Consider the following 21,987-nt stretch of genomic DNA (forward strand, 5'->3'; position numbering starts at 1 on the left):
ATAAGAAATGAAACACATCTTAATCATCGGTGCTGGTGGCGTAAGTCAAGTCGCGACCGTAAAATGTGCGATGAATACGAGCGTTTTTAGTAAGATTACTCTGGCTAGCCGTACAAAAAGCAAGTGCGATGCGATAGCAAAATTTATCAAAGAGCGTTTGGGTATAGAGATAAACACGGCTCAAATAGATGCTGATGATACAGAAGCAGTTGTTGAACTTATAAAAAAAACAGGGGCACAGTTGCTACTAAATGTAGCTCTTCCTTATCAAGACCTAACCCTTATGGATGCGTGCGTAAAAGCAGGAATTCCCTATATAGATACGGCAAATTATGAGCACCCAGATACGGCAAAATTTGAGTATAAGCTACAATGGGCGAAAGATGAAAATTTCAAAAATGCAAACACGATGGCACTTCTTGGCTCTGGCTTTGATCCAGGCGTAACAAATGTATTTTGCGCCTATGCTCAGCAAAATTTATTTGATGAAATTCATGAGATAGATATCCTTGACTGCAATGCTGGTGATCATGGATATGCATTTGCTACAAATTTTAACCCAGAGATAAATCTTCGCGAAGTAAGTTCAAAGGGTAGATACTGGGAAGATGGTAAGTGGATAGAGACTGAGCCAATGCAAATAAGTTTTAAGTGGGACTATCCAAAAATAGGCGTAAAAGATAGCTACTTGCTATATCATGAAGAGCTTGAAAGTTTGGTTAAAAACATAAAAGGGTTGCGTAGAATTCGCTTTTTTATGACATTTGGTGAGAGCTATTTGACGCATATGAAGTGCCTTGAAAATGTTGGCATGTTGCGTATTGATGAGGTTGAGCACAATGGTGTGAAAATCGTGCCTATTCAGTTTTTAAAGACACTTCTTCCAGATCCTGCAAGTCTTGGTCCTCGCACAAAGGGCAAGACAAATATTGGCTGCGTTATACGAGGCATAAAAAATAAAAAAGAGCGACAAGTATATATCTATAATGTCTGTGATCATGAGGCTTGCTATGCTGAAACAGGTGCACAGGCTGTTAGCTACACTACAGGCGTTCCGGCGATGATAGGTTCTATGCTTGTTGCAAAGGGTGTTTGGAGTGGTGAAGGTGTGTTTAATATGGAAAATTTTGACGCTAAACCATTTATGGATGAGCTAAATCGTCAAGGTTTGCCATGGGAGATTATAGAGATGAAACCAGGCGAAAGATATGAGGTAGAAAGAAAAATTTAACTTTTGTGTAGGGGCTTTAGCCTCGCACCTTTTGGCATTTTAAATTTATAGTGGCAAGGGAGTGATATACTATGATAAATGATGAGGTGATAGATAAATTTTATAATGGGCTTGAATATATAAAATTAGGCGATTTAAACCCAGAAAAGAGCTGCTTTATTGTTGTTGATATGATAAATGCCTTTTGTAAGCAAGGGGCTTTAGCATCAACAGAGTGCGCGCAGGTTGTCCCAAATTGAGTTACAGTTTTAAGCAAGGCAAAGCAGCTTGAGTTTAAGAATTTTTTGTTTATACAAGATAGACATGATAATGAAAGTCTTGAGTTTGACGCTTTTCCGCCACACGCATTAGCTGGAAGCTATGAGGAAAATATAGTAGATGAGCTTAAGCTGCTTAAGCTTGGCGAGCGAGTTTTTTATAAAAATTCATTTTCGATCGCTTATAATGCTGATTTTAACAAATTTATAAACGATCACAAAGAGATCGATACATTTATTATAGTTGGATGTTGCACTGATATTTGCGTATTTTCAACAGTGCTACACCTAAGTTGTCTTTCAAATGAACAGGGCAAAAAACGAAAGATCATTATCCCAAAAAGCCTAGTTGCCACTTATAGTTCATATGGACATGAAGCTAGGATTTATGATTATATATTTTAAAGCAATCCGCAGACATTTTTAACGCTAAAATTTACCTAGATATGGTTTAAATTTTGCCAGATATAGCGTTTTGATAGCTTATATTCTCAAATGTCGTTATTGGCTTGTTTGAAAGCTTTGCGATAGCACTTATACTATCTTTTGCGCTCGGTTTTGGTAATATGATATGAAGGTTACCAACAAAAACAACATATACGCCAGCTGTTTGGCAAATTTGACTAACATCTTTGTAGTTAAATTTATGCGTAGGCTCATCTTTATAAAAGCTAAACTCGCTCTCATTAAGCTCAAGCGTCATCTGTTTTTGCATACCGTCATCTTTTAACTTTTTTAGTATCTTTATGCGTTTTTTGCGTAAAAATTTTGGATAAAACATTAACCACAAAAGAGCCACTACAAAGCCAACTAGAGCTAGAAATTTTATCTCTAGGAAAATTTCTAGTAAGAAAAATACTATTAAAATTTCTCCAAATATACCAAAAGTGTTAAAAAGGTTCATATTTCTTGCGGATTTTGATCCAAATATAGAAAATGTCTGGTATTCTAAGAGATCGTGTGATGTTAGAGTTAGGTTTTGTTTCATATTTTTGCTCCTATTTTCTTTAATCATATCTTAACATACAAATGCTATAATATAACCTAAATCAAGGAGAAATATGCAAGCTGCAATACTTGGACCTATAATCAACACAAAATTTGCCTTTAAAATCACGCTTTCTATGCTTTTTGCAGTTATGCTTTTTGCGATTTATTTTGACATAGCAGCACTTTTTTATATTGGAAATTTTCTATTTTGCTGTGTGTGCATCTATAATATCTACCTTGTTATCCCAAAGTCTGGCGAAAACCGCGAGAGCTGGGTGCTTATCCTTTTAGGGCTTACGACTTTTATAGCTTGTGATCTTATCTGGGCATTTTATAAAATTTTTTTAATACGGACAAATACCGAGTATGAGTTTTTGCGCGTTATGTATCTTGTGCCCACGGTTTGTTTGTTTGGGGGAAATTTTATCTTTTTGATAAACCGCTTCACAAGCGACTCCATGAGCGATAAATTTATCATTATAAATGATATGATTAGCGTTTTTTTGATGATCGCTATCTTTTTTATAGCTATCTTTGATGGCGTTGATATATCAAAAGTTTATAATAGTGTGACATACTTTAGTGGGTTTTTTAATATCATTTTTAGCTTTTTTATACTCTTTTGTGTTATGAGCATGGCGTACTCAAACCAAATCTCAAAGCTAAATACTAGTATGTTTTTGTTCTTAATTGCAAGTGCAATATATGCTTGTACGAGAATTTACTTCTCTTATAGTTTTTTCTCAGAAGTGATTCATGATAGTAAATATCTAATGATATTGTTTGATATGTCGTTTCTAGTCTTTTCCCTTGGTTCTGTAGAAATTATAAATAACAAAAACATCAGGGTAAAATCGACCATTTTTAATACATTGATAAAATTTATGTGGCCTGTATTTTTAGTGCCTATCGTTGTTAAAAACGATAAAAATATTGGACTTTTGGCTATCTTGATGTTTGTATTTGTTTGTCATTATATCGTTAGTCACTACACCAAAAACTCTATCTCGATTAAAAATTTAAAAGAGGATGAGGCAAAAAAGCAAGAGGCTCTTGAGTTTGAGCTAAGTCGCCAGACAAATGAGTTGATACTTACAAACCTAAAGTTAAAAGAGATGATAGATAAAGACTATCTTACAGGGATTGGCTCAAGGGCTTTTATCATTCAAAAACTAAAAGAGAAGTGTAAATTTTTACGACAGGGTAATTACATAGTAACTTATTATATAAACATAAAAAGATTTAAAAACATAAATGCGACTTACGGACAAGAGGTCGGAGATAAAATTTTGCATATGGTTGGTAAGCGTCTTTTAACTGCTTGTGCGGATAAAACGGACATCGTTGGTAGATTTAGTGCTGATGAGTTTATTGTGATTACAAATATGATGAACCCAGAGCATGATGCTTGTATAGAATTTGCAAATTCTCTGATTAGGCTTATAAATGCTGAGATGACTATAGGTGTCCACCACTTTGCCATAGAAAGTGTCGTAGGTATAGAGATAACTGGTGCAGACAGCAACAACAATGCAAAGGATATTATTAAAAATGCCGATAAAGCGATGTATTTTGCAAAGCAAAGCCCAAATTCAAATGCCTATGTTTATGACGAGAGTATGAATGAGCGCCAAAGGTATCGCGCAAGACTTGAAATTTTGATGCAGTCAGCTATTTTAATGCGTGACTTTGATGTGCATTATCAGCCAGTTTTTGATATAAAAAGTGGCAAAGTTATCTTTGCTGAAGCACTTGTTCGTTGGAATAACCGTGAATTTGGTTTTTTAGAGGCGGCAAAATTTATTGATATCATCAAAAGCAACGAATATTCATCTAAAATTTATAGCTTTGTTTTAAATAAAATTATAAGAGATTTTAAAGAGCTAGAGCAAAATGGTATCGAGTTTCCAGTGAGTATAAACATAACTTATAGACAAACAACCTCTCTTGAGTTTATAAACATAGCACGAAATTTGATACAAAGCAATGGCATAAACCCAAGGATGATTTCGTTTGAGTTTAATGAGGGCATTTGGGCAAATGATGGCGCAACCCTTGATGAGATGTTTAAGATCTTAAAGGAGCTGGGCGTGCGTATTTGTATCGATGACTTTGGGATAGGTCGGTCATCACTCATTTATATCAAAAAATACGAGATAAGCGCTATAAAAGTTGCGAGTGAGCTAACAGCTAACATAGTAAACAATCCACAAAGTGCGAAAATTTTAAGCTCAGTTACTGCAGTTGGTAGAAGTTTAAAACTCAAAACTATTATAAAGAGCGTGGAGAATTTAAACATTTATGAAAAGGCTAAGGAGCTAGGCTGTGATGAAGCGCAAGGCTACGCACTATCGCACCCTATGCCAATAGACAGACTTGTAAATTTTGCAAAGCAAAAGGGTGTTATCTCACTGCTTGACTGAGCAAAAGCCCAGTCTGCTATACATAAAATGAGAATTTTTGTGTGTTGTCTATGACATTTTCAAAGAGTTTATTTACTTTTTCTAGCATTTTTTGGCTAAGTTTGTGTTGCTCTAAAAGGCTATCAAACATTTTTAGTGTTTTGTCTGCTATTAGATTTGCGTGATTTAGATCTTTTGCTTGTGGAAGCTCTGATTTTAGACTGCTTGCAAGGTTTGTTATCTCGCTATTTGAGAAAATTTTATCATCTTCGATCTGCTTTAAAAACTCATCTATCTTTGGCTGAATTTTTTCAAGAGCCTCGTTTATCTCTTTTAGATCGTTTGCGTCTATGCCGTTGCCAACATACTCAAAGTTATAACCGTACTCATGTGTGAGTGTTAAGCTTTGAATACTAGAATTTGCCGTCCTTGCACTTGCATATTCTACGCTTTTATTGTTATAGAGTCCTAGATTTATCTTGTCTCCAGAGCTTGTTTTAAACGAAAAGTCAAGGCTACTTAGTTTTGTTTGCGAGTTAAAGTCTGCTCTCATTTTTTCTCCTTTGATTGTATATCGGTAAAATTTCAGTTTTGTAAAGCTAAATTTGTATAAAATTGATAAAAAGGATAAAAATGTGTTGTTTTGGGACTAGAATTTTTTTACTTATATTTATTACAGTTTTTAGTTTTGGACTAAACAGACTGTATCCTGAGATACCAGTCGTGTTTTATTATTTTATACTTGCAAATTTGCTTGCTTTTTTAATGATGTTTTTGTTTTTTACTGCTCGTTTGCCAAGCTTTGTAAAACCAAATGCGATACACTACTTTTCGCTTATTGGAGGCTTTTTAGGCTCACTTTTTGCGATGATGGTATTTAAGAAATTTGCAAAAGATAGTTTTTCTGTGGTGCAAATTTTGCTTTTTGTTATTTGGATAGCAGCACTTACTTTGTTGGTGTTAAATTTTAGCTTTGTTAGTGAGTTTTTTAGGGAGTTGGTTTATGCTACGCATAGATGAAAGGATATTAAAATTTCTTTACTCTAGACAACTTTTAAGCCTTTGTGTTTTAGATTATACGGGTAAGCCATATGCGTTTAGTGCTTTTTACGCTTTTAATGAGGATGAAATTTCACTTGTTTTTGCAAGCTCTGATGATAGTGCTCACACGCAGTTTATGAGTAAAAACAATATAGCTTCTGGAACGATAGCGCTTGATACAAAGATCATAGCTAAGATAGAGGGTGTGCAGTTTTGTGGAGAAATTTTAAGAGCAAGTGATGCTGAAAGTAAGATCTATTTTAAAAAATTTGCTTATGCAAAACTAATGGAACCAGTCCTTTATGCCCTAAAAATAGAGTGGCTAAAATATACAAATAACACACTTGGATTTGGCAAAAAGATAAGCTGGAACAGGGGCGTTTAGCCCCAAAATTTATTTCTTAGAGCAAGAACAACCTATAAGTTTATATATCAAAGCTTCTATCACAGCTCCAACTATAGGCGCTGTCCAAAAAAGCCAAAGCTGCTCTATTGCCCAAGTTCCTTGAAAGATGGCAACACAGTTGAGCGAGCTGGATTTACCGATGTGTTTGTGACCGGTATGCTTATAAGATGGATAAGTGTTAGTGCTAGTCTTATGGCTATGGGAGCAAATCCTTTTGGTGCACGCTCATCAGTTGAACCAAGGATGATGATAAGAAAAAAGGCTGTTAGGACTACTTCTATAAGAAGTTCAGATGTAAGGCTAAAGCCATTTGGTGAGTGCTCGCCATATCCATTGCTAGCAAAACCGCTTGCTGTTACATCAAAGTCAGCTTTGCCACTTGCGATAAGATAAAGAACACAGGCAGCTAGCGTTGCACCGATAACTTATGTGGTAATAAGGCAATAAATCTTTACCATTAAAGCGACTGCCAACTAGTAAGCTAACCGAAACAGCAGGGTTAAAGCGACTACCACTAAATGTGTCCAACCGCATAAGCCATTGTAAAACTGTTAAACCAAATGCAAGCGAAGCGCCTGTAAAACCTATACCTAGCTTGGAAAGGCAGCTGCTAAAACAGCACTTCCACAATCTCCAAAAACTAGCCAAAAAGTACCAATTATAAAAACAAAGGGCAGATTGTAGCACAAAATGGTAAATGAGCGAAAATTTGGGGTCGCCATGAGAAAAACTCATGGCAGATTATTACATAAAGACCGGAATTTGCGTATTTTCTAAGAAAAATTTAGATGTTCCGCCAAGAACCATCTCTCTTAGTCCATTTTCCCCATGTCTGCCAGCAACTATAAGGCTAAAGTTGCCGTCATTTGCCGCCTTTGTTAGGGCTACACCAGGGATGTTATTGGTCTCTACGATCTCAAAAGTAGCATTTATGTCATGGAGTGCAAAGTAGCCTTTTAGTCCATCTAAGCTTGCTTTATCATCATCGCCAAGTACTGCACGAGTAGTGATACAATGCACTTTGTCTGCTTGTTTTAACAAAGGTAGTGAGCTAGTTAGTGCCCTTGAGCTTTGAGCCGTACCAGTCCAGCTAACAAGAATATTTTTAGGATTAAAATTTTGCATAAATCTTGGAATAACGATAGCATTTTTACCACTTTTCATAACCGCCGCTTCAAAAGTTCCAGTGATCTTTCCATCAAGTGGTACGGCTGCTACTACCATATCATAAAATTTACTCTCTCGCTCAACTATAACGCTTCTTTTGCCATCTTTGATCAAGAAATTCGCTGTAGCTTGACCTACTACAGGAGTTGTACTAACTGTAACTCCAAGCTCATCACAAATGCTCTTAAAAATCGCCTCATTTTTCTTATGTTGGGCTAAAATTTCATCTTTTGCTGATTTTAAAAACTCTTCAAAAAGCACGCCTCCGCGAAGCGTCATTTTCATATTATAAACTATGCTTGGATCAAGCTGGCAAGTAAGTACATCAATGTGGGTATTAAAGTGTTTTGCAACCAGTAAAGCGCCGTAAATTCGTGGCTGTACATCTTCGCCTGCACCTATTGGAAAGAGAATTTTTTTGACCATTTTTTATCCTTTTACTCCGTTAATGAAAGTGAAATTTTATTACCTTTTTGCTCGCTGACAACAACTTTTACGCTATCTCCAGCCTTTAGTGGCGACTTTATCTTTGAGATATGTAAAAGTCCGTCTATACCATCTTTTAACTCGACAAATACACCAAAATCAACCACGCTTTTTACAGTACCGTTAAATTCATCGCCGATATTAAAAACTGGCTTTAGTTTGTCTTTATCTCGCCTATCGTGTCCGCCACGCTTTGAGCTAAATTTGTTCTCTTTTTGAGTTATTTGTATGATATAATCTTTCGCTGCATCGACATTTTTCTTTTCTCCTCCAGCTATTTTTACTTCACCTTTTTCTCTATCAAGGTCGATTGAAACTTCAAATTTTTCGATGATCTCTTTTATCGTCTTGCCAGCTTGTCCTATTATATCAACTATTTTACTTGGATCGATGTTAAAAAGCTCTAATTTTGGTAAAATTTCATCATTTACGCTTATCTCATCATTTGCTTTTTGCATTAAATTTAAGATATGAGCGCGACCTCTTTTTGCTTGTTCAAGTGCCTCTTTTAGAACTTCAAGGCTAATGCCGCCAAGCTTTATATCCATCTGAAGTGCAGTTATGCCTTCGTTTGTGCCTGCAACCTTAAAGTCCATATCTCCGTCGTGATCTTCAAGACCCATTATATCGCTTAGCACAGCATGTTTATCGCCTTCAAAGACTAAGCCCATGGCAATACCTGCAACAAGCTTTGTCGTATCAACACCTGCTGCACGAAGTGCAAGAGCACCGCCACATACCGAAGCCATAGAACTTGAGCCGTTACTCTCTAAAATTTCAGAGACTAGGCGGATAGTATAAGGTGAGTGAATTTCAATACTTGGCATAAGTGCTCTTTTTGCAAGGTTGCCATGTCCTAACTCACGCCTACCAGGAGCTTTTATAGGGCTTGCCTCTCCCACGCTAAAACCTGGGAAGTTGTAGTTAAACATAAATTTTTCGCTTAATGCACCCTTTTCTGTAAGCACATCATACATCTGCGCATCACTGTCTGTACCAAGAGTAGCTACTACTAAAGCTTGTGTCTGACCCCTTGTAAAAAGGCAGCTTCCGTGAGCGTTTGGTAAGATGTTTGTTTCGATAGATATAGGACGAATTTCGTCTAATGCCCTTCCGTCAGCGCGTTTGCGTTCGTTTATTATCTGCTCTCTAACAAGCTTTTTTTTGTACTTGCCAAGGACATTTGAGACAACACTCTCATCCCAGTTCTCATTTATAGCAACTTCATCATCTAAAATTTGCTTAACTATCTTGCTTAGTTCGCTTGCACGCTCGCTTTTAGCCATTTGGTTTATGGCATTTTTGACATCGTTTTTATACATCTTATCAATGTATATCGCAACATTTTCGTTCTCTATCTCAGGTTTTAACTCTAATATCGCATCTGCTTTTCTGTGTTCGTTAAATGCCTCTTCATAAGCATTTGAAGCGCGTAGGATAGCCTTGCTTGCAATATCTATAGCCTCTATCATCTTATCTTCGCTAAATTCATTCATCTCTTGTGTAAGTGCAAAGCCGTTATTTAGACTTACATCTATGATAGGATCGATAGCCATTACAGGCAAAATTTGCTCTTTTTCTTGCGGTAAACTTCTCATTTCAATCATCAAAAGCTCATCTTTTGTGCCAGCCACATAGAGGTCAAGTGCGCTTTTTTTAAGCTCAGAGTTGCTTGGGTTTATAACAAACTCGCCATCTATTTCGCCTATGCGAACCCCACAAACTGGGCGATTTACAGGGATGTCACTAAGGTAAAGTGCTACAGAGGCTGCATTTAGCGAGACAACTTGTAGATCAACCTCTGGGTCGGCAGAAAGAACCATTACAACTATTTGTGTTGGGTAGGCATATCCTTTTGGGAAAAGTGGGCGAAGCGATCGATCGATAATGCGTGAAGTTAGTGTCTCAAAATCACCAGGTTTTGTCTCACGCTTTACATATCCGCCGGGTATCCTACCTGCAGCGTAGCTTTTTTCAAGATATTGCACTGTAAGCGGTAAAAAATCTTCTGATACTTGTGTCTCTTCTCTTGCTACTGTTGCCAAAATGACGGTGTTTTTTACGCGTAACATAACTGCTCCAGCAGCCTGTTTGGCGACCTTGTTTAGGTCAAAAATTTGAACTTGGTTATTGACATCTATGCTGTATTGCATTATTCTTCATCTCCTTTTTGTTGTTTTTGTAACGGTAAATATCTAGGACTATCCTCTAAAATTTGCAAAATGCACTCATCTGTGGCATCTAGTTTGCTTTCATAGTAACTATCTACATCGATAAAATGTAAAATTTTATCTACTGTATAGATAGTGTCGATAACACTACTAAGTGAAAGTGCGACATCAGACGCGATGACTGGGGTTGCGTAGGCTATAGACTTTACACCTTCTTTTATAAGTGTTTTAGCACAAACAAGTGCAGTCAAGCCACTTTCGCAACCTTCATCCATAATGATAACATTACGATTTCTTAGATCGCCTATTAGATTTCCTTTTCTAAATTTATATATATTTTTTAAAATTTTCTCTTCATATTTTCTATGTGCTTCCCCATAAACAAAGTCATAACTTATCTCAAACGCCCGTATAAGTGCGTCATTTAAGACTATCTCTTCAGTTTCGCTAACGACTGCGATAGTGCATTCTGGGTTGTTTGGAGCGCTGATACACTCTGAAAATAGCATCTCGTAGTTTAGTCCTAGATTTTTACAAATTTCATCTACCATAATAACAGACTCAAGTGACATACAAATAACTAAAGTTTTGCGATCTACAAGATCTTTTTTTGGCAGAATTTCAAATAGCTTATTTGCTGCATCTGCTTGATCTTTAAATATTATGGTATTTTCCATCATTTTCCGCTGCCGTCACCATCTTTTGATATTGAAAAATCTTGGTGTATGCCACCCATAGGGTAGAAATTTATCGTTAGATAAACACCATCACTTCGTTTAATCGCAGCACCAGAGTTAGTAGTGGTAGGCTCTATCTTTCTTTGGTAGGTTAAGCCATAGTTCCAGCACTTTCGCCAGTGATCAACCCCAACTCTCCAAAGCTTTGTATAGTGGCGATTAGTATCATACTGCCATGAGCCGTGAATTCTGTTGTGATAAGGTAGCTTCGCGCTAGCATTTGAGGTAATATAGCTATCTTTTTTGTTGTTTTCTCTTTGTTTATATGTGTGCCAAATGTTTGCATTAAAATTTTCATCATTATAAGATAAACCACTTTGAATAAGCTCAAATTTGTTCTTATCGTGCGAGTATTCAACCTTATTTTGTATGCTTAAGTTTGCAGTTGGGTAAAGGGCAATCGTATTTTTTAAATTTCCGCGCTTATTTTCATCAACATAATACCCTTGAGAGATAGTATGGCGCAAAAATTTTCTGCCATTTGAAGTGTAAAAATATTGTGTTGCATAGCCTGCAAACTCCTCTTTTGTTTCTTCTTGTTGTAAGAAATTTTCATATCTTTTACCATCTGTATCATAGTAAAACTTATCACTCAAATCCCCTTTTTTAAATCCAGGAAGGATGTACTCAGCACCAAAGTTTATAGTATGAAAAAAGTTTTCATAAGCCTTGGCAAGATCAGTTGATAGTACAAAACGGTGGAAGTTGTTGATATAGTAATAATCCTTATCCTCTGTTTTATCTGTAGCTGAGTTTGCCTTTTTATCAAAACTTATATAATTTGCATAAAAATTTTCATAAAATGAAAATGTCGCTATCTCGTTAAATAGTGGTATATGTAGCGAAATTGGCGTATTTAGTTCATATTGAGTTGCTTTTATACCTATGCGTCTAGTGTAGTTGTGTGACTGCATATCAACCGAGTAGAGTAAATTTGGTAAAAACAAAGAGTTTGTAAATTTATGATACTGAAAACTTGGATACTCTTGAAGTGTATCTTTATTTTCGTTTATTGAACCAAGTTTTTGTGTGTCGATATAGTATTTTGCATATGCGCCAAAATAGTGATCTTTTGAGCTTAAAAAGTAGTTTAGTTTCGATGTAACTAACGAGTCATGATCTTCACCGCTATGTTCTTTTAAGTCAAGATAGTCTATATCATTTAACGCTGTTGCTTCTATCCAAAGAGCCTCTTGTAAGGTCGGATCGATAAAATTTTTAAACAAAACGCTTCTGTCATATAGAAATTCTATGCCTTTATGAGTTTTGTTTTTTAGACTTTGGTTGTTTGAGTTTTTGCCGATCTGTTCGTTGCGATACTTTTGTGTATCTTTATAGGCGCCAAGCGAAATTTCGCTGTAAGAGTAGGGTGAGTCGGTAAATCTAAAAGTAGTACTCATACCCACACCGCGCCTTGTTAAAATTTGCGGATCAAGCTCTAAATCCCACTGATTGTATGGGGCAAAATATATAGGTTGTTTGTAAAAAAAACCTTCTGATTTTTTATAGCCTATAGTTGGCGGCAAAAGTCCAGTTCTGCGGGTGGTATCAGTCGAAAAGCCAAAATATGGAAGGTAAAAAACTGGTACCGAGCCTATGCGAAAAACTGGATTAAAAAGATGTAAAAATTTACTATGTTTATTAAGCATAGCTGAGCTAGAGCTAATCGTCCAGTCTGGATCTTGCACATTACAGCTTGAAACCACCGCATTTCTTGTATGGTAGTACTCGTCATCGCTTTGGCTCTCATCGCTTTTCATCCAGACTTCAAGCTCTTTGTTTATCATAAAAAGAGCTTCAAAGCTACTTGCATCAGTTTTTAAATTTAGCTTTGCATAGTTTGAGCGTGAAACTTCGCTAGCGCCCTTCATCATATTGACATTACCAAAAAGCTCTATAACCGAGCTATTTGTGTCATATACGGCTTTATCCGCGGTTACAAGATAAGTCTGTGAATATACGACTACATTTTTATTTGCAGTTATTATATCGCCTTCACGCGAAACATCATCGGCTAAAAGCTGCACATCTTCGATATTTGCCAACAAATTTATGGCAATAAAACCTATACTAAATAAAATTTTACCCAACATCTATTACTACCGTCTTTGCAAGTTTATCGTGCCAAGTTTGTTTGGCGGGGTTTCCAAATGCCCAAATAAAGCCTAGATAAAAAGCTGACTCACTTAAATTTCTAACTACTGCTCTTAAAAAGCTGGCTCCTATGCTTGGCTTATCAAGGTAGCCTATGTCTATGCAAGCTATCTTCATGGCTATCTTACCAAGTGTTGCACCAAAATACCATATAAAAAATGTGTGATATATCGTGCGAATGCTGATGTATTGTAGCATTAGTCCTGATATGGCTGCTATGATCTCTTCTTGTGTTTGAAAGCCTTTAAAATACTCAAAATATATAGCCATAAAAAGCCCAGCTAAGATAAACTCATCTATAAAAAAGGCAAAAATTCTTTTAGAAATAGGAGCTAAAGAGATATTTTCATACTCTAGTTTTTCGTGAATTTGGCTCATTTTAGTGCCTGCCAAGCGATGTCTGTTCTAAATTGCATACCTTCAAAATGGACATTTTCACAAAGCTTGTAGGCATTTTGCTGTGCGGTCATAATATCTTTACCAAGTCCAACACATACTAACACTCTACCACCATTTGCATAAATTTCACCGTTTTCTTCGCTAACTCCAGCATAAACTAAGTGTGTGTCGTTTGGAATTTCTTTTATATTTATCTTTGCTTTTGGTGAGTTTTTGTAAGGATACTCACTACTTGCGATAACTACACCAATAGCACACTTATTTTTAAGTTTTACATTTTCAAGCTTGCCATTTGCTGCTTTTAATAAAATTTCTCCCAAATTTCCATCTATCAAAGGCATTAAAACCTCACACTCTGGATCGCCAAAGCGAACATTAAACTCAAGTACATAAGGTTCGCCATTTACAACCATAACCCCTACAAATAACACTCCACAAAATGGAGCCCCTTCAGCTTGCATGCCTTTTAGTGTCGGTTTTACGACTTCATTTTCAAGACGAGTTATAATCTGTTGTGTGGCTAGAGGACTTGGTGCATATGCGCCCATACCACCTGTATTTGGACCTTTATCTCCAGTTAAAAGTCGCTTATGGTCTTGCGCTACTGGTAAGCTTACAAAATTTTCGCCATCACAAATTGCAAAAAAGCTAAGCTCAAAGCCATCAAGATACTCCTCGATAACAATATTTTTACCAGCATCGCCAAAGCTTTCTCCGCTTAACATCTGCTCTACTGCTTCTTTCGCCTCATCATGGCTTTGGGCTATGATGACGCCTTTGCCGGCACAAAGTCCGTCTGCTTTTACTACAAGTGGAATGCTAAGCGTTTCTATAAATTTAAAAGCCTTTTCTTTATCATTGGTATTTAGGTATCTTGCTGTTTTTATACCATTTTTAGCTAAAAAGTCCTTCATATAAGCTTTACTGCCTTCAAGTCTGGCAGCTGCCTTGCTTGGTCCAAAAACAGCAAGTCCATGTGCCTTAAAAACATCTACTATACCAGCGCTTAGTGGGGCTTCTGGGCCTACGATAGTTAGGGTGATATTTTTATCTTTTGCAAATTTGGCAAGTTTGTTAAAGTCAGAAATTTTGATATTTTCGCCAAGTTTGCTTGTAGCTGCATTTCCAGGAGCAAAATAAATTTGCGATATATTTTTATCTTCACTAAGTTTTAAGCCTATGCTATACTCGCGACCGCCATTGCCGATGACTAAAATTTTCATAATTTTCTCCGTATTAAAAACCCAAGTGGGCGTCGCATAAAAGAGTGGCCCAAAATCAAAGCCAATCTTGCAAGTAGGCGAACATCGACAGGTTGCAACTTCTCGCTGTTACCCAGCTCAAACGAAGCCACATCACAAGAAGTCCGCACATCTTCGCTAATACAATAGTGTTGGACCCCGTTATAATGCTTTCTCGCACCACTCAGGCGTGTATAATTATATAAAAAATTTACTTAAAGTAATGTTTTAGCAAGCTTTATACAGTCTTTTAAATTTTGTGCTGAGCTTATTATGGGTGTAGTTAAGTCTTGAAGTTCTTTTGCTGTTGTGTTACCGATGGCTACTGTTTTATAGCTTATCTCCCAGCCAAAATTCTCTTTAAAATTTCTAACAGCCGATGGTGCAGTAAAAATTAAAATGCTTCCTTGTGGTGGTTTTTTAGTGCTTGTAAGAGTTTTTGGTATGTTTTTATATGCGATGACTTGCTCTACATTTATATTGTTTGTGTGTAAAATTTCAAAGACACTAGAAGCTGTTTTAAAAGCTCTTAGAAATAAAACTCTTTTTTGTGCTAAAAGTGGTAAAATTTCAGTCGCAAACTCATCTCCGTGCATATTTTTAGCAGTGTAGATTTTGCTAAATCCAAATTTTTTTGCCGCATCTGCGCTAGCTTTGCCTATGGCGTAAATTTCTATATTTTTATCTGGCAAAATTTTGTTAAATTTTAGGGCATTTATGCTGTTTTTAGATGTAATAACAAGCGCGTCAAACAAACTTATCTCAAGGCTAAAATTTTCAAAAACTATCTTGTTTAAAATAAGCGTTTTGATATCTTTAAATTTTGCGTGTGAGCCGATAAGATAGATCAATTTTCTACCTTTAAGTACTCAAATTTACTTGCTATCAAATACATACAAAACGCTCCTAGTGCGCATAAAAATATCAAAATCGAAGTGCTAGCAAAAATATCTCCAAATCCAGCTAACGGTGAAACTATACCGCCTAATAAAAATGGACAAAAACCAAGCACAGCAGACGCTGAACCCGCATATTTGCGTCCGCAGTTCATAGCAAGTGCAGAAGTAGTCGGTAGGATGCAGCCTGTAAAAAACATCTGTATGATAAAAGCAGGTATAACAAACTCTACTCCAAGCCCTAAATTTAACGCACAAGCTGTATATATCGAACTTGCTAAAAGCCCAGTAACTCCGACTTTTATCCCTTTGCTCTCTTTTAGTTTTGCGGATATGCCAGCACCAATGGGTATAGCAAGTCCGTTTGAGGCAAAGCAAAGTGCGTATTCAAAAGGCGATAGCATAAATTTTTCCTGAAATATAAACGAACTAGCCGCTATATAGGCAAACATCGCTCCGAGTGCAAATGTCATAACCATTACAAATGTCATAAATTTTTTATACACTAAAATTTCTTTATATACGCCGTAGCTTTGTAGTAATGAAGTGTGAAATCTGCGATCTGGCGGCAAACTCTCTTTAAAGTTAAAATTTGCTATAAACAAAATAATCCCAATTATACTAAGCACAATAAAAATACCATGCCAATCAGTAAATTTCATCAGCAAAGAGCCAACTACTGGCGAAAGGATAGGCGCAAGCGAGTTTATGGTCATCATAAGCGTAAAAAATTTTGTTAGCTCATGACCACTGTAAATATCGCTAACGATAGCACGCGCTATAACGACACTACCAGCTGAAGCAAGACCTTGGATGACGCGCATAAATATAAACATCTCAATGCTTGTTGTAAAAAATATACAAATAGTACTTATGGTATAGATGATAAGTGATATAGTAAGTGGTGTTTTGCGCCCGAATTTATCGCTTATAGGGCCTATTAAAAGCTGTCCGATAGCAAGCCCTGCCATGCTTGTTGTGAGTGTTAGTTGCGTGAGTGAGGTTGATGCGCCAAACCAACTTGAGATGGACGGAAGCGCTGGCAAATAAAGATCAATAACAAATGGACCAAACGCCGAAAGTGTGCCTAAAAATAGCAGTAAAAATAGTCTTGAGTTGTGTTTGCGTCGCATTTTTCCTCTTTAAAAGTGTAATTATAGCTTTAAAATTTTTAAAAGCCAATAAGTATAGCTAGAAAAGAGTTGGCTGTCTAAAATTTGGCTCTTTTTTAGCCTTGTCTTGCTCTTTTATGATCCTATGAAACATATGATCGCTAAAATTTATATCATTTTGCTGGCAAAACTTTACTATCTTTTGGCGTAAATTTTCAAGTGGTCGAATATCATTTTTGAGATAAATTTGCGTATAAAGTGGTGATAAAAATGTGTAGTTTTGCTTGATATAAGAAAGTATATCATCTTTGTATGGATAGCGTAAATTTAGGCTTTCAAACATGTAGTGATCGATAAAATTTTTTGATGTTTTGATAAGGGCAAACACATCTGTTATGCCGATAAAAATAGGCGAGATATACATCGATGTTTTTATGCCATTTTCGTGTAAAATTTTTAAGGCTTCAAGTCGCACACTAACAGAGCTTGCTCTATCCATATCGCTAGCAAATTTTTCATCAAGTGTATTTAGGCTGATGGCTACATTTACATTTTGTAGGCGTTTTAAAATATCTATGTCTCTTGTTACTAGGCTTGATTTGGTGATGATTTGGATTTTGCACCTTGTCTTGGCTAGCTGAGACAACAAATTTCTTGTTAGCTCAAGCTTTCTTTCAAGTGGTCCGTAACAATCACTAATGGGCGATATAACTACGCTTTTGTTGTAAATTTTTGCTAAATTTATTGGCTTTGAAAATATCTTTGCATCTACAAATTCTCCCCACTTGTCATCTTTGTGTGAAGCTGATTTTGTAAAGCAAGCATAGCAGTATCTGCATGCAAAAGCGCAACCTACATAGGGGTTTATCGCAAAGTCAGCAAGCTTTGAGCGAGTTAGTGGATCGCTGGCTTGAATGTATGAAATTTTCAAGTTTATAAAATGCCTTTGGCTTTTGCGTTTTGTGTAAGTTTGTAGCTATCATCTATAAGGTCAAAAACCTCTTCAAGCGGCGTCTCTTCGTCTATAACGACACTTATCCAGTGGCGTTTATTCATATGATATGCTGGCAAGAAGTGTCTGTTATCAAGCATCAACGCTACTAAGCCAGGCTCTAGTTTTAGGTTTATTAAAGTTATGTTTTTATCTCTTGCAAAAATTAAGCTTTTGTCTTTTAAATTTTTTGTCTTTAGGCTCATTAGGACACCAAACCATCTTTCGTTGTGTCTATGACGAAAGACCATGTAGCCGGGATATTTTTTAAAAATTTGCTCTGGAAAGACTTGATATTTGGTAAAGATGTAGGATAAAATTTTCTCTAGCATATCAAAGAAAGAGCCTTGGCTGGCTCTTTTATTATTTGTTTGCTCGTTCTATATATTCGCCACGCACAGTATCTACGCGGATAATTTCGCCTTCAAGCACATGAAACGGAATTTGCACCACTGCGCCAGTTTCAAGCGTAGCTGGCTTTTTACCACCCTGTGTATCGCCTTTGAAATTTGGTGGAGTTTCAACGATCTTAAGCTCGACAACTTGTGGCACCTCAACTCCAATCGCTTTGCCGTTGTGAAACAATATATCAACCATCATGCCATCTATCATCCACTTTTTTGCCTCGCCAACATCATCGTTTTCGATCGCGACTTGCTCATAAGTTGCCGTGTCCATAAACTGGCAAAACTCGCCGTCATCATAAAGATACTGCATCTGCTTATCTTCAAGATTTGGCTGCTCGCATTTATCTCCGGCATGGAAAGTTTTCTCAAGGACTTTGCCATCGATGAAAGACTTTATCTTTGCGCGTACAAATGCTGCGCCCTTGCCCGGTTTTACATGTTGATACTCAACTATTTTATACGGAATACCGTCTAGTTCGATCTTTAGTCCCTTTTTTAAATCGCCCATAGAGTATGAAGCCATAGTTTCTCCTTATTAAATTAACGGCTGATTATAGCAAAATTAAGTTAAAATTTTACTTTTGCGAGCCGTTTAATGCGTTGTTTGTTGATGCATGGCTAAAATTTCCCCAAGCTTTGCTTTAAGCTCATCGCTAAATTCACTAGCACTTATAACGCCTTCATCAAAGCAAATTTTATGTTCGCTAATGGTGCAGTATTCGCTCAGAGCATTTTTATAGCCGCCCCTTATCGCTGCACTTTTACCCTCTAAAAATCCAGCTCCAGCAAATATGAGCGAGCCAAGATCAAAGCCAAATTTAAGCTTAGCCGATGAGCCAGACTTGATCCATGAAAGAAAAATTTCATCATATCGCATACTTAGTGCGCCAAGTCCGTCTGGGATAACTATCATATCAGCGCCGTAAATGCTCTCGCCAAAAATATCAGGATGTAAGCGTACCCCAAGCTCGCACACTACTTCGTTTTTAAACGCACAAGTTTTTAGCCTAACACCATCAAAGCCCTTAAAAAACGCCATTAGCGTTGCAAAATTAGCAAGATTCATCTTATCATACATTACTAGCGCGATCTTCATTTTTACCTCTTCATACGAAATTTGGGCGCACTGCCGTCCATCATTATCTCAACGATATTTTGTCCTGCAAGTGCATCAAAAAATTTACCAAGCCTGCTAAATCCATACTCTTGAAGCGAAAATTTAACACTGCCATCTTTTATAGCTGAGCCAAATAAAGACTGATGTATAAACTCATTTTGATTAGAATTTGTAACCATCTCATCATAAAATTTGGTTAAAATTTCACGAGCTTCATTTAGGTTTTTTGGCTGCTGCGTGCTTTGGTTTTGTGGCTTGATGCCAATGAGAGATTTTACGCCATTTTCTATATTTTGTCTTATTTTTGACTTTTTGTTAATAAGTAAAATTTCATCATACGCACGCTCGTTTTTGGCATTTGTTGCAACGCAAATGGCAGTTTTGCCGTGCGAGCGTATCTTTTGCGCTAGTCTTATGAAATCACTGTCATTTGAAACAATAACAAAGGCGTCAAATTCCCCGCTGCAAAGTAGCTCCATCGCATCTATCGCAAGTGCGATATCAGATGAGTTTTTGCCGCTTGCATAGCTAAAATTTTGCATGGCAAAGATATTGTGATTTAGTATCACATCTTTATAGCTTTTTAGGCTTGGTAGGCTAAAATCGCCGTAAGCAAAGGCTTTACCGACCTTTCCAAGCTTATTTATCCCTAAAAAAGCCTCATCTACAAGCGTATGTGAGAAATTTTCAGCATCGATAAAAACCGCTATATTTTGAAATTTCAAAGCACTTCCTTAAAATTTGCTATCTCACCCAGTTTTATCTCTAAAAATGGCGTTTTTTGTGGCATATTATCTGGTATGATATGATTTAAAAAAGGTGGGAATTTCCCTATGGACGCGATGAGTGGATAGCTATCGCTCATCTTTAGTTCTATCTCATGTGTTTTTAGCCACTCAAGCTCTATGGGTTTGCCATCACTACCCCACGCAAGATCTTTTAGCTCTAAGCCCTTTGGCTCAAGCACGATAGATGTTGTCTTTTTAAGGCTAAGCGCATAAAGCTTTAGATATAGTGCTTCTATGCTTTTTGGATAAGTATCTTCATAGATAAATACTAGTCTAAAATTTTTGGCATTTTTGGGCTCATTTAGGGCGTTTCGTACCGCTTTTAATGTGCTAACATTTGGGTGTTTTTCGGTTTGATTTTCAAATGCACAAAAAAGCTGCCAAGCTTTATTGGCAAGCTCCTTATTAAAATCGCAAACAAACTCACTATCTTGAAAATTTACTACCACACCACACTCTTTTAACGTCCATGAAAACGCAGCTGCACTTAAAAAGCTCTCGTTCCAGTTATGTGCGCCAAAGCTAGCTTGCAAAATTTTTCTATCATCTATTTTGCTACGATCAATCCTAGCTATACCAAAAGCAAGCGGATCACGATAAAGCGCATCTGATCGGACAGTTTCGCAAATTTGTTTAAATTTTTCCGTTGTCAATATTTTCCCTACTGTATTTTTTCATAGCTTACCTAAAAATTCATAAAACTTTTATATAATGGGCTAAAATTTATAAGGAAAAAAATGAAACTAGGCGCAAACAGATACGGAACATACTACGCAAAAATAAAAGATAATAAAATAACAAACATAGAGCCATTTAGCCCAAATCAAGGGCTTTTTGAGCTAAATTTAGCCATGCAAGATGTGCTACATCACAGCTCACGCGTAAAGCACCCCTATGTGCGAAAAAGCTTTTTAGCCGATCCTGCAAATCCAAAGCCAGAGCTTCGTGGCAAAGAGGAATTTGTGCAAGTTAGCTGGGATGTGGCACTTGATCTAACGGCGCATAGTTTAAAGCAAGCCTATGAAAAGCACGGCGCGAGCGCGGTTTATGGCGAGAGCTACTTTTGGGGAGCAAACGGCAGAGTTAGCAACGGCAGACGCTGTGTAAGGCGCATGCTAGATCTCATGGGTGGCTTTGTGAGCGAGAGTGGGGACTATTCGCTTGGGGCTGGGATAGTGGTGTTTGAGCGATTTTTGGGGCGCGATGTGTATTTTCCTGTGACTGATAACTGGCAAGCCGTGCTAAAAAATGCGAAAAATGTCGTATTTTGGGGAGCAAACCCGCTAGTAACTAGTGAAATTTCAAGCCGTATCCCACTTCACAACGGCTATGCATACTTTGAAAAACTAAAACAAAGTGACATTAAAATTTACAGCATCGATGTCTTTAAAAACGAAAGCGCAAAGTTTTTTAACGCTAAAACACTTCTACTTCGACCAAGCACAGATACAGCTATGATGATAGGGATGTGTCACTATCTTTATACAAATAACTTGCATGATAAAGAATTTCTAACCAATAATTGTGTTGGCTTTGATAAATTTAAAGAGTATTTTATGGGAGAAAAAGATGGAGTCGTAAAAGATATAGCTTGGGCTAGTGAGATTTGTGGGATTGCTAAAGATGAGATAGAGAGTTTTACACTAGAACTTGCAAAAAACCCTACAAAAATCATCTGTGGCAGATCCATACAAAGAAGCGATCACGGCGAGCAAGCTTACTGGGCGATAATAACGCTAAGTGCGATGTTAGGTGGCTTTGGCAAGGCTGGCGAGGGGCTTGATATAGCCATTGGGTTTGGCGGATGTGGGGATGTGGTGTATAAGGCACCAAATATGAAAAATTTCTGCGAAAGCCCCAAAAATAGCAAGCTTCACATCATACCAAGCTCAAGAATGATCGAGGCTTTTGAAGGCAAAACGCAAACGCTAGAGCAAAACGGCGAAGTGATAAATATGCCAAATGTCAAAGTGATGATAAGTGCCTCGGGAAAC

23 protein-coding genes and 1 pseudogene are annotated in these 21,987 nt (G+C 37.0%); 7 read left to right on the top strand and 17 right to left on the bottom strand.

Going from position 1 to position 21,987, the window contains the following annotated elements:
* Window positions 1-7: 7 nt before the first annotated feature.
* The 3 genes and pseudogenes from U5B17_RS07785 to U5B17_RS07795 form a co-directional block, all read left to right on the top strand.
* Window positions 8-1,231: a saccharopine dehydrogenase family protein gene (locus tag U5B17_RS07785; protein WP_430804781.1), complete on the top strand. Its 1,224-nt coding sequence runs from the start codon at window positions 8-10 to the stop codon at window positions 1,229-1,231.
* A 71-nt stretch (window positions 1,232-1,302) separates the two neighbouring features.
* Window positions 1,303-1,470 (top strand): hypothetical protein, encoded by a 168-nt coding sequence (locus U5B17_RS07790; RefSeq protein ID WP_430804782.1) that lies wholly within the window; start codon window positions 1,303-1,305, stop codon window positions 1,468-1,470.
* A 27-nt stretch (window positions 1,471-1,497) separates the two neighbouring features.
* Window positions 1,498-1,893, top strand: a pseudogene (locus U5B17_RS07795) (cysteine hydrolase family protein); the annotation flags it as partial.
* Between the two features lie 46 nt (window positions 1,894-1,939).
* Here the strand turns inward: U5B17_RS07795 and U5B17_RS07800 are convergent.
* Window positions 1,940-2,476, bottom strand: coding sequence for a hypothetical protein (locus tag U5B17_RS07800; protein ID WP_430804783.1), 537 nt, complete (start codon window positions 2,474-2,476; stop codon window positions 1,940-1,942).
* Between the two features lie 73 nt (window positions 2,477-2,549).
* On the opposite strand from U5B17_RS07800, the gene U5B17_RS07805 reads away from it, so the two are divergent.
* A complete protein-coding gene (locus U5B17_RS07805) occupies window positions 2,550-4,901 on the top strand; it encodes a putative bifunctional diguanylate cyclase/phosphodiesterase (RefSeq protein WP_430804784.1) in 2,352 nt (783 codons plus the stop codon).
* 16 nt (window positions 4,902-4,917) lie between these two features.
* On the opposite strand, the gene U5B17_RS07810 is transcribed toward U5B17_RS07805, so the two are convergent.
* Window positions 4,918-5,433 (bottom strand): ATP/GTP-binding protein, encoded by a 516-nt coding sequence (locus tag U5B17_RS07810; protein ID WP_430804785.1) that lies wholly within the window; start codon window positions 5,431-5,433, stop codon window positions 4,918-4,920.
* Between the two features lie 80 nt (window positions 5,434-5,513).
* Here U5B17_RS07810 and U5B17_RS07815 point away from each other — a divergent pair, with 80 nt between their 5' ends.
* Both U5B17_RS07815 and U5B17_RS07820 read left to right on the top strand, forming a co-directional pair.
* Entirely contained in the window at window positions 5,514-5,900 is a 387-nt protein-coding gene (locus U5B17_RS07815) for an L-arabinose ABC transporter (protein WP_430804786.1), read from the top strand.
* Complete coding sequence (locus U5B17_RS07820; RefSeq protein ID WP_430804787.1) at window positions 5,884-6,306, top strand: hypothetical protein; 423 nt, start codon at window positions 5,884-5,886, stop codon at window positions 6,304-6,306. The genes U5B17_RS07815 and U5B17_RS07820 overlap by 17 nt, the downstream gene beginning before the upstream one ends.
* 104 nt (window positions 6,307-6,410) lie before the next feature.
* Here the strand turns inward: U5B17_RS07820 and U5B17_RS07825 are convergent, their stop codons facing one another.
* The 15 genes from U5B17_RS07825 to U5B17_RS07895 form a co-directional block, all read right to left on the bottom strand.
* A complete protein-coding gene (locus U5B17_RS07825) occupies window positions 6,411-6,749 on the bottom strand; it encodes an aquaporin (RefSeq protein ID WP_430804806.1) in 339 nt (112 codons plus the stop codon).
* A 322-nt stretch (window positions 6,750-7,071) separates the two neighbouring features.
* The gene (locus U5B17_RS07830) at window positions 7,072-7,920 is read right to left on the bottom strand and encodes a universal stress protein (protein WP_430804788.1); all 849 of its coding nucleotides are present in this window, start codon (window positions 7,918-7,920) and stop codon (window positions 7,072-7,074) included.
* Between the two features lie 11 nt (window positions 7,921-7,931).
* Window positions 7,932-10,133 (bottom strand): polyribonucleotide nucleotidyltransferase, encoded by a 2,202-nt coding sequence (locus tag U5B17_RS07835; RefSeq protein WP_430804789.1) that lies wholly within the window; start codon window positions 10,131-10,133, stop codon window positions 7,932-7,934.
* Window positions 10,133-10,828 carry a sodium:proton antiporter gene (locus tag U5B17_RS07840; protein WP_430804790.1) on the bottom strand — a complete coding sequence of 232 codons (696 nt, stop codon included), beginning with the start codon at window positions 10,826-10,828 and terminating at the stop codon, window positions 10,133-10,135. The genes U5B17_RS07835 and U5B17_RS07840 overlap by 1 nt, the downstream gene beginning before the upstream one ends.
* Window positions 10,828-12,981 carry an LPS-assembly protein LptD gene (locus U5B17_RS07845; RefSeq protein WP_430804791.1) on the bottom strand — a complete coding sequence of 718 codons (2,154 nt, stop codon included), beginning with the start codon at window positions 12,979-12,981 and terminating at the stop codon, window positions 10,828-10,830. The genes U5B17_RS07840 and U5B17_RS07845 overlap by 1 nt, the downstream gene beginning before the upstream one ends.
* Window positions 12,971-13,420, bottom strand: a complete 450-nt coding sequence (locus tag U5B17_RS07850; RefSeq protein WP_430804792.1) for an RDD family protein — start codon at window positions 13,418-13,420, stop codon at window positions 12,971-12,973. Before U5B17_RS07850 ends, U5B17_RS07845 begins: the two co-directional genes overlap by 11 nt.
* Window positions 13,417-14,664 (bottom strand): phosphoribosylamine--glycine ligase, encoded by a 1,248-nt coding sequence (gene purD, locus U5B17_RS07855; protein WP_430804793.1) that lies wholly within the window; start codon window positions 14,662-14,664, stop codon window positions 13,417-13,419. The genes U5B17_RS07850 and purD overlap by 4 nt, the downstream gene beginning before the upstream one ends.
* A 233-nt stretch (window positions 14,665-14,897) precedes the next feature.
* Window positions 14,898-15,533: a uroporphyrinogen-III synthase gene (locus U5B17_RS07860; RefSeq protein ID WP_430804794.1), complete on the bottom strand. Its 636-nt coding sequence runs from the start codon at window positions 15,531-15,533 to the stop codon at window positions 14,898-14,900.
* Complete coding sequence (locus U5B17_RS07865) at window positions 15,530-16,711, bottom strand: multidrug effflux MFS transporter (protein WP_430804795.1); 1,182 nt, start codon at window positions 16,709-16,711, stop codon at window positions 15,530-15,532. Before U5B17_RS07865 ends, U5B17_RS07860 begins: the two co-directional genes overlap by 4 nt.
* Before the next feature lie 58 nt (window positions 16,712-16,769).
* On the bottom strand, window positions 16,770-17,621 hold the full coding sequence (locus tag U5B17_RS07870) for a radical SAM protein (protein WP_430804796.1): 852 nt from the start codon (window positions 17,619-17,621) through the stop codon (window positions 16,770-16,772).
* A gap of 2 nt (window positions 17,622-17,623) precedes the next feature.
* Entirely contained in the window at window positions 17,624-18,013 is a 390-nt protein-coding gene (locus tag U5B17_RS07875; RefSeq protein WP_430804797.1) for an MmcQ/YjbR family DNA-binding protein, read from the bottom strand.
* Window positions 18,014-18,044: 31 nt separating this feature from the next.
* Window positions 18,045-18,611 carry an elongation factor P gene (gene efp / locus U5B17_RS07880; RefSeq protein WP_430804798.1) on the bottom strand — a complete coding sequence of 189 codons (567 nt, stop codon included), beginning with the start codon at window positions 18,609-18,611 and terminating at the stop codon, window positions 18,045-18,047.
* 69 nt (window positions 18,612-18,680) lie between these two features.
* A complete protein-coding gene (locus tag U5B17_RS07885) occupies window positions 18,681-19,184 on the bottom strand; it encodes a type 1 glutamine amidotransferase family protein (RefSeq protein WP_430804799.1) in 504 nt (167 codons plus the stop codon).
* Between the two features lie 2 nt (window positions 19,185-19,186).
* Window positions 19,187-19,930: an NYN domain-containing protein gene (locus U5B17_RS07890; RefSeq protein ID WP_430804800.1), complete on the bottom strand. Its 744-nt coding sequence runs from the start codon at window positions 19,928-19,930 to the stop codon at window positions 19,187-19,189.
* Window positions 19,927-20,646 (bottom strand): tetrahydrodipicolinate N-succinyltransferase N-terminal domain-containing protein, encoded by a 720-nt coding sequence (locus U5B17_RS07895; protein ID WP_430804801.1) that lies wholly within the window; start codon window positions 20,644-20,646, stop codon window positions 19,927-19,929. The genes U5B17_RS07890 and U5B17_RS07895 overlap by 4 nt, the downstream gene beginning before the upstream one ends.
* A gap of 84 nt (window positions 20,647-20,730) precedes the next feature.
* Here U5B17_RS07895 and U5B17_RS07900 point away from each other — a divergent pair.
* Window positions 20,731-21,987 (top strand): molybdopterin-dependent oxidoreductase (locus U5B17_RS07900; RefSeq protein ID WP_430804802.1); only part of this gene is annotated, 1,257 nt, incomplete at its 3' end.

This window comes from Campylobacter australis, assembly GCF_050586305.1.
Taxonomy (GTDB): Bacteria; Campylobacterota; Campylobacteria; order Campylobacterales; family Campylobacteraceae; genus Campylobacter_A.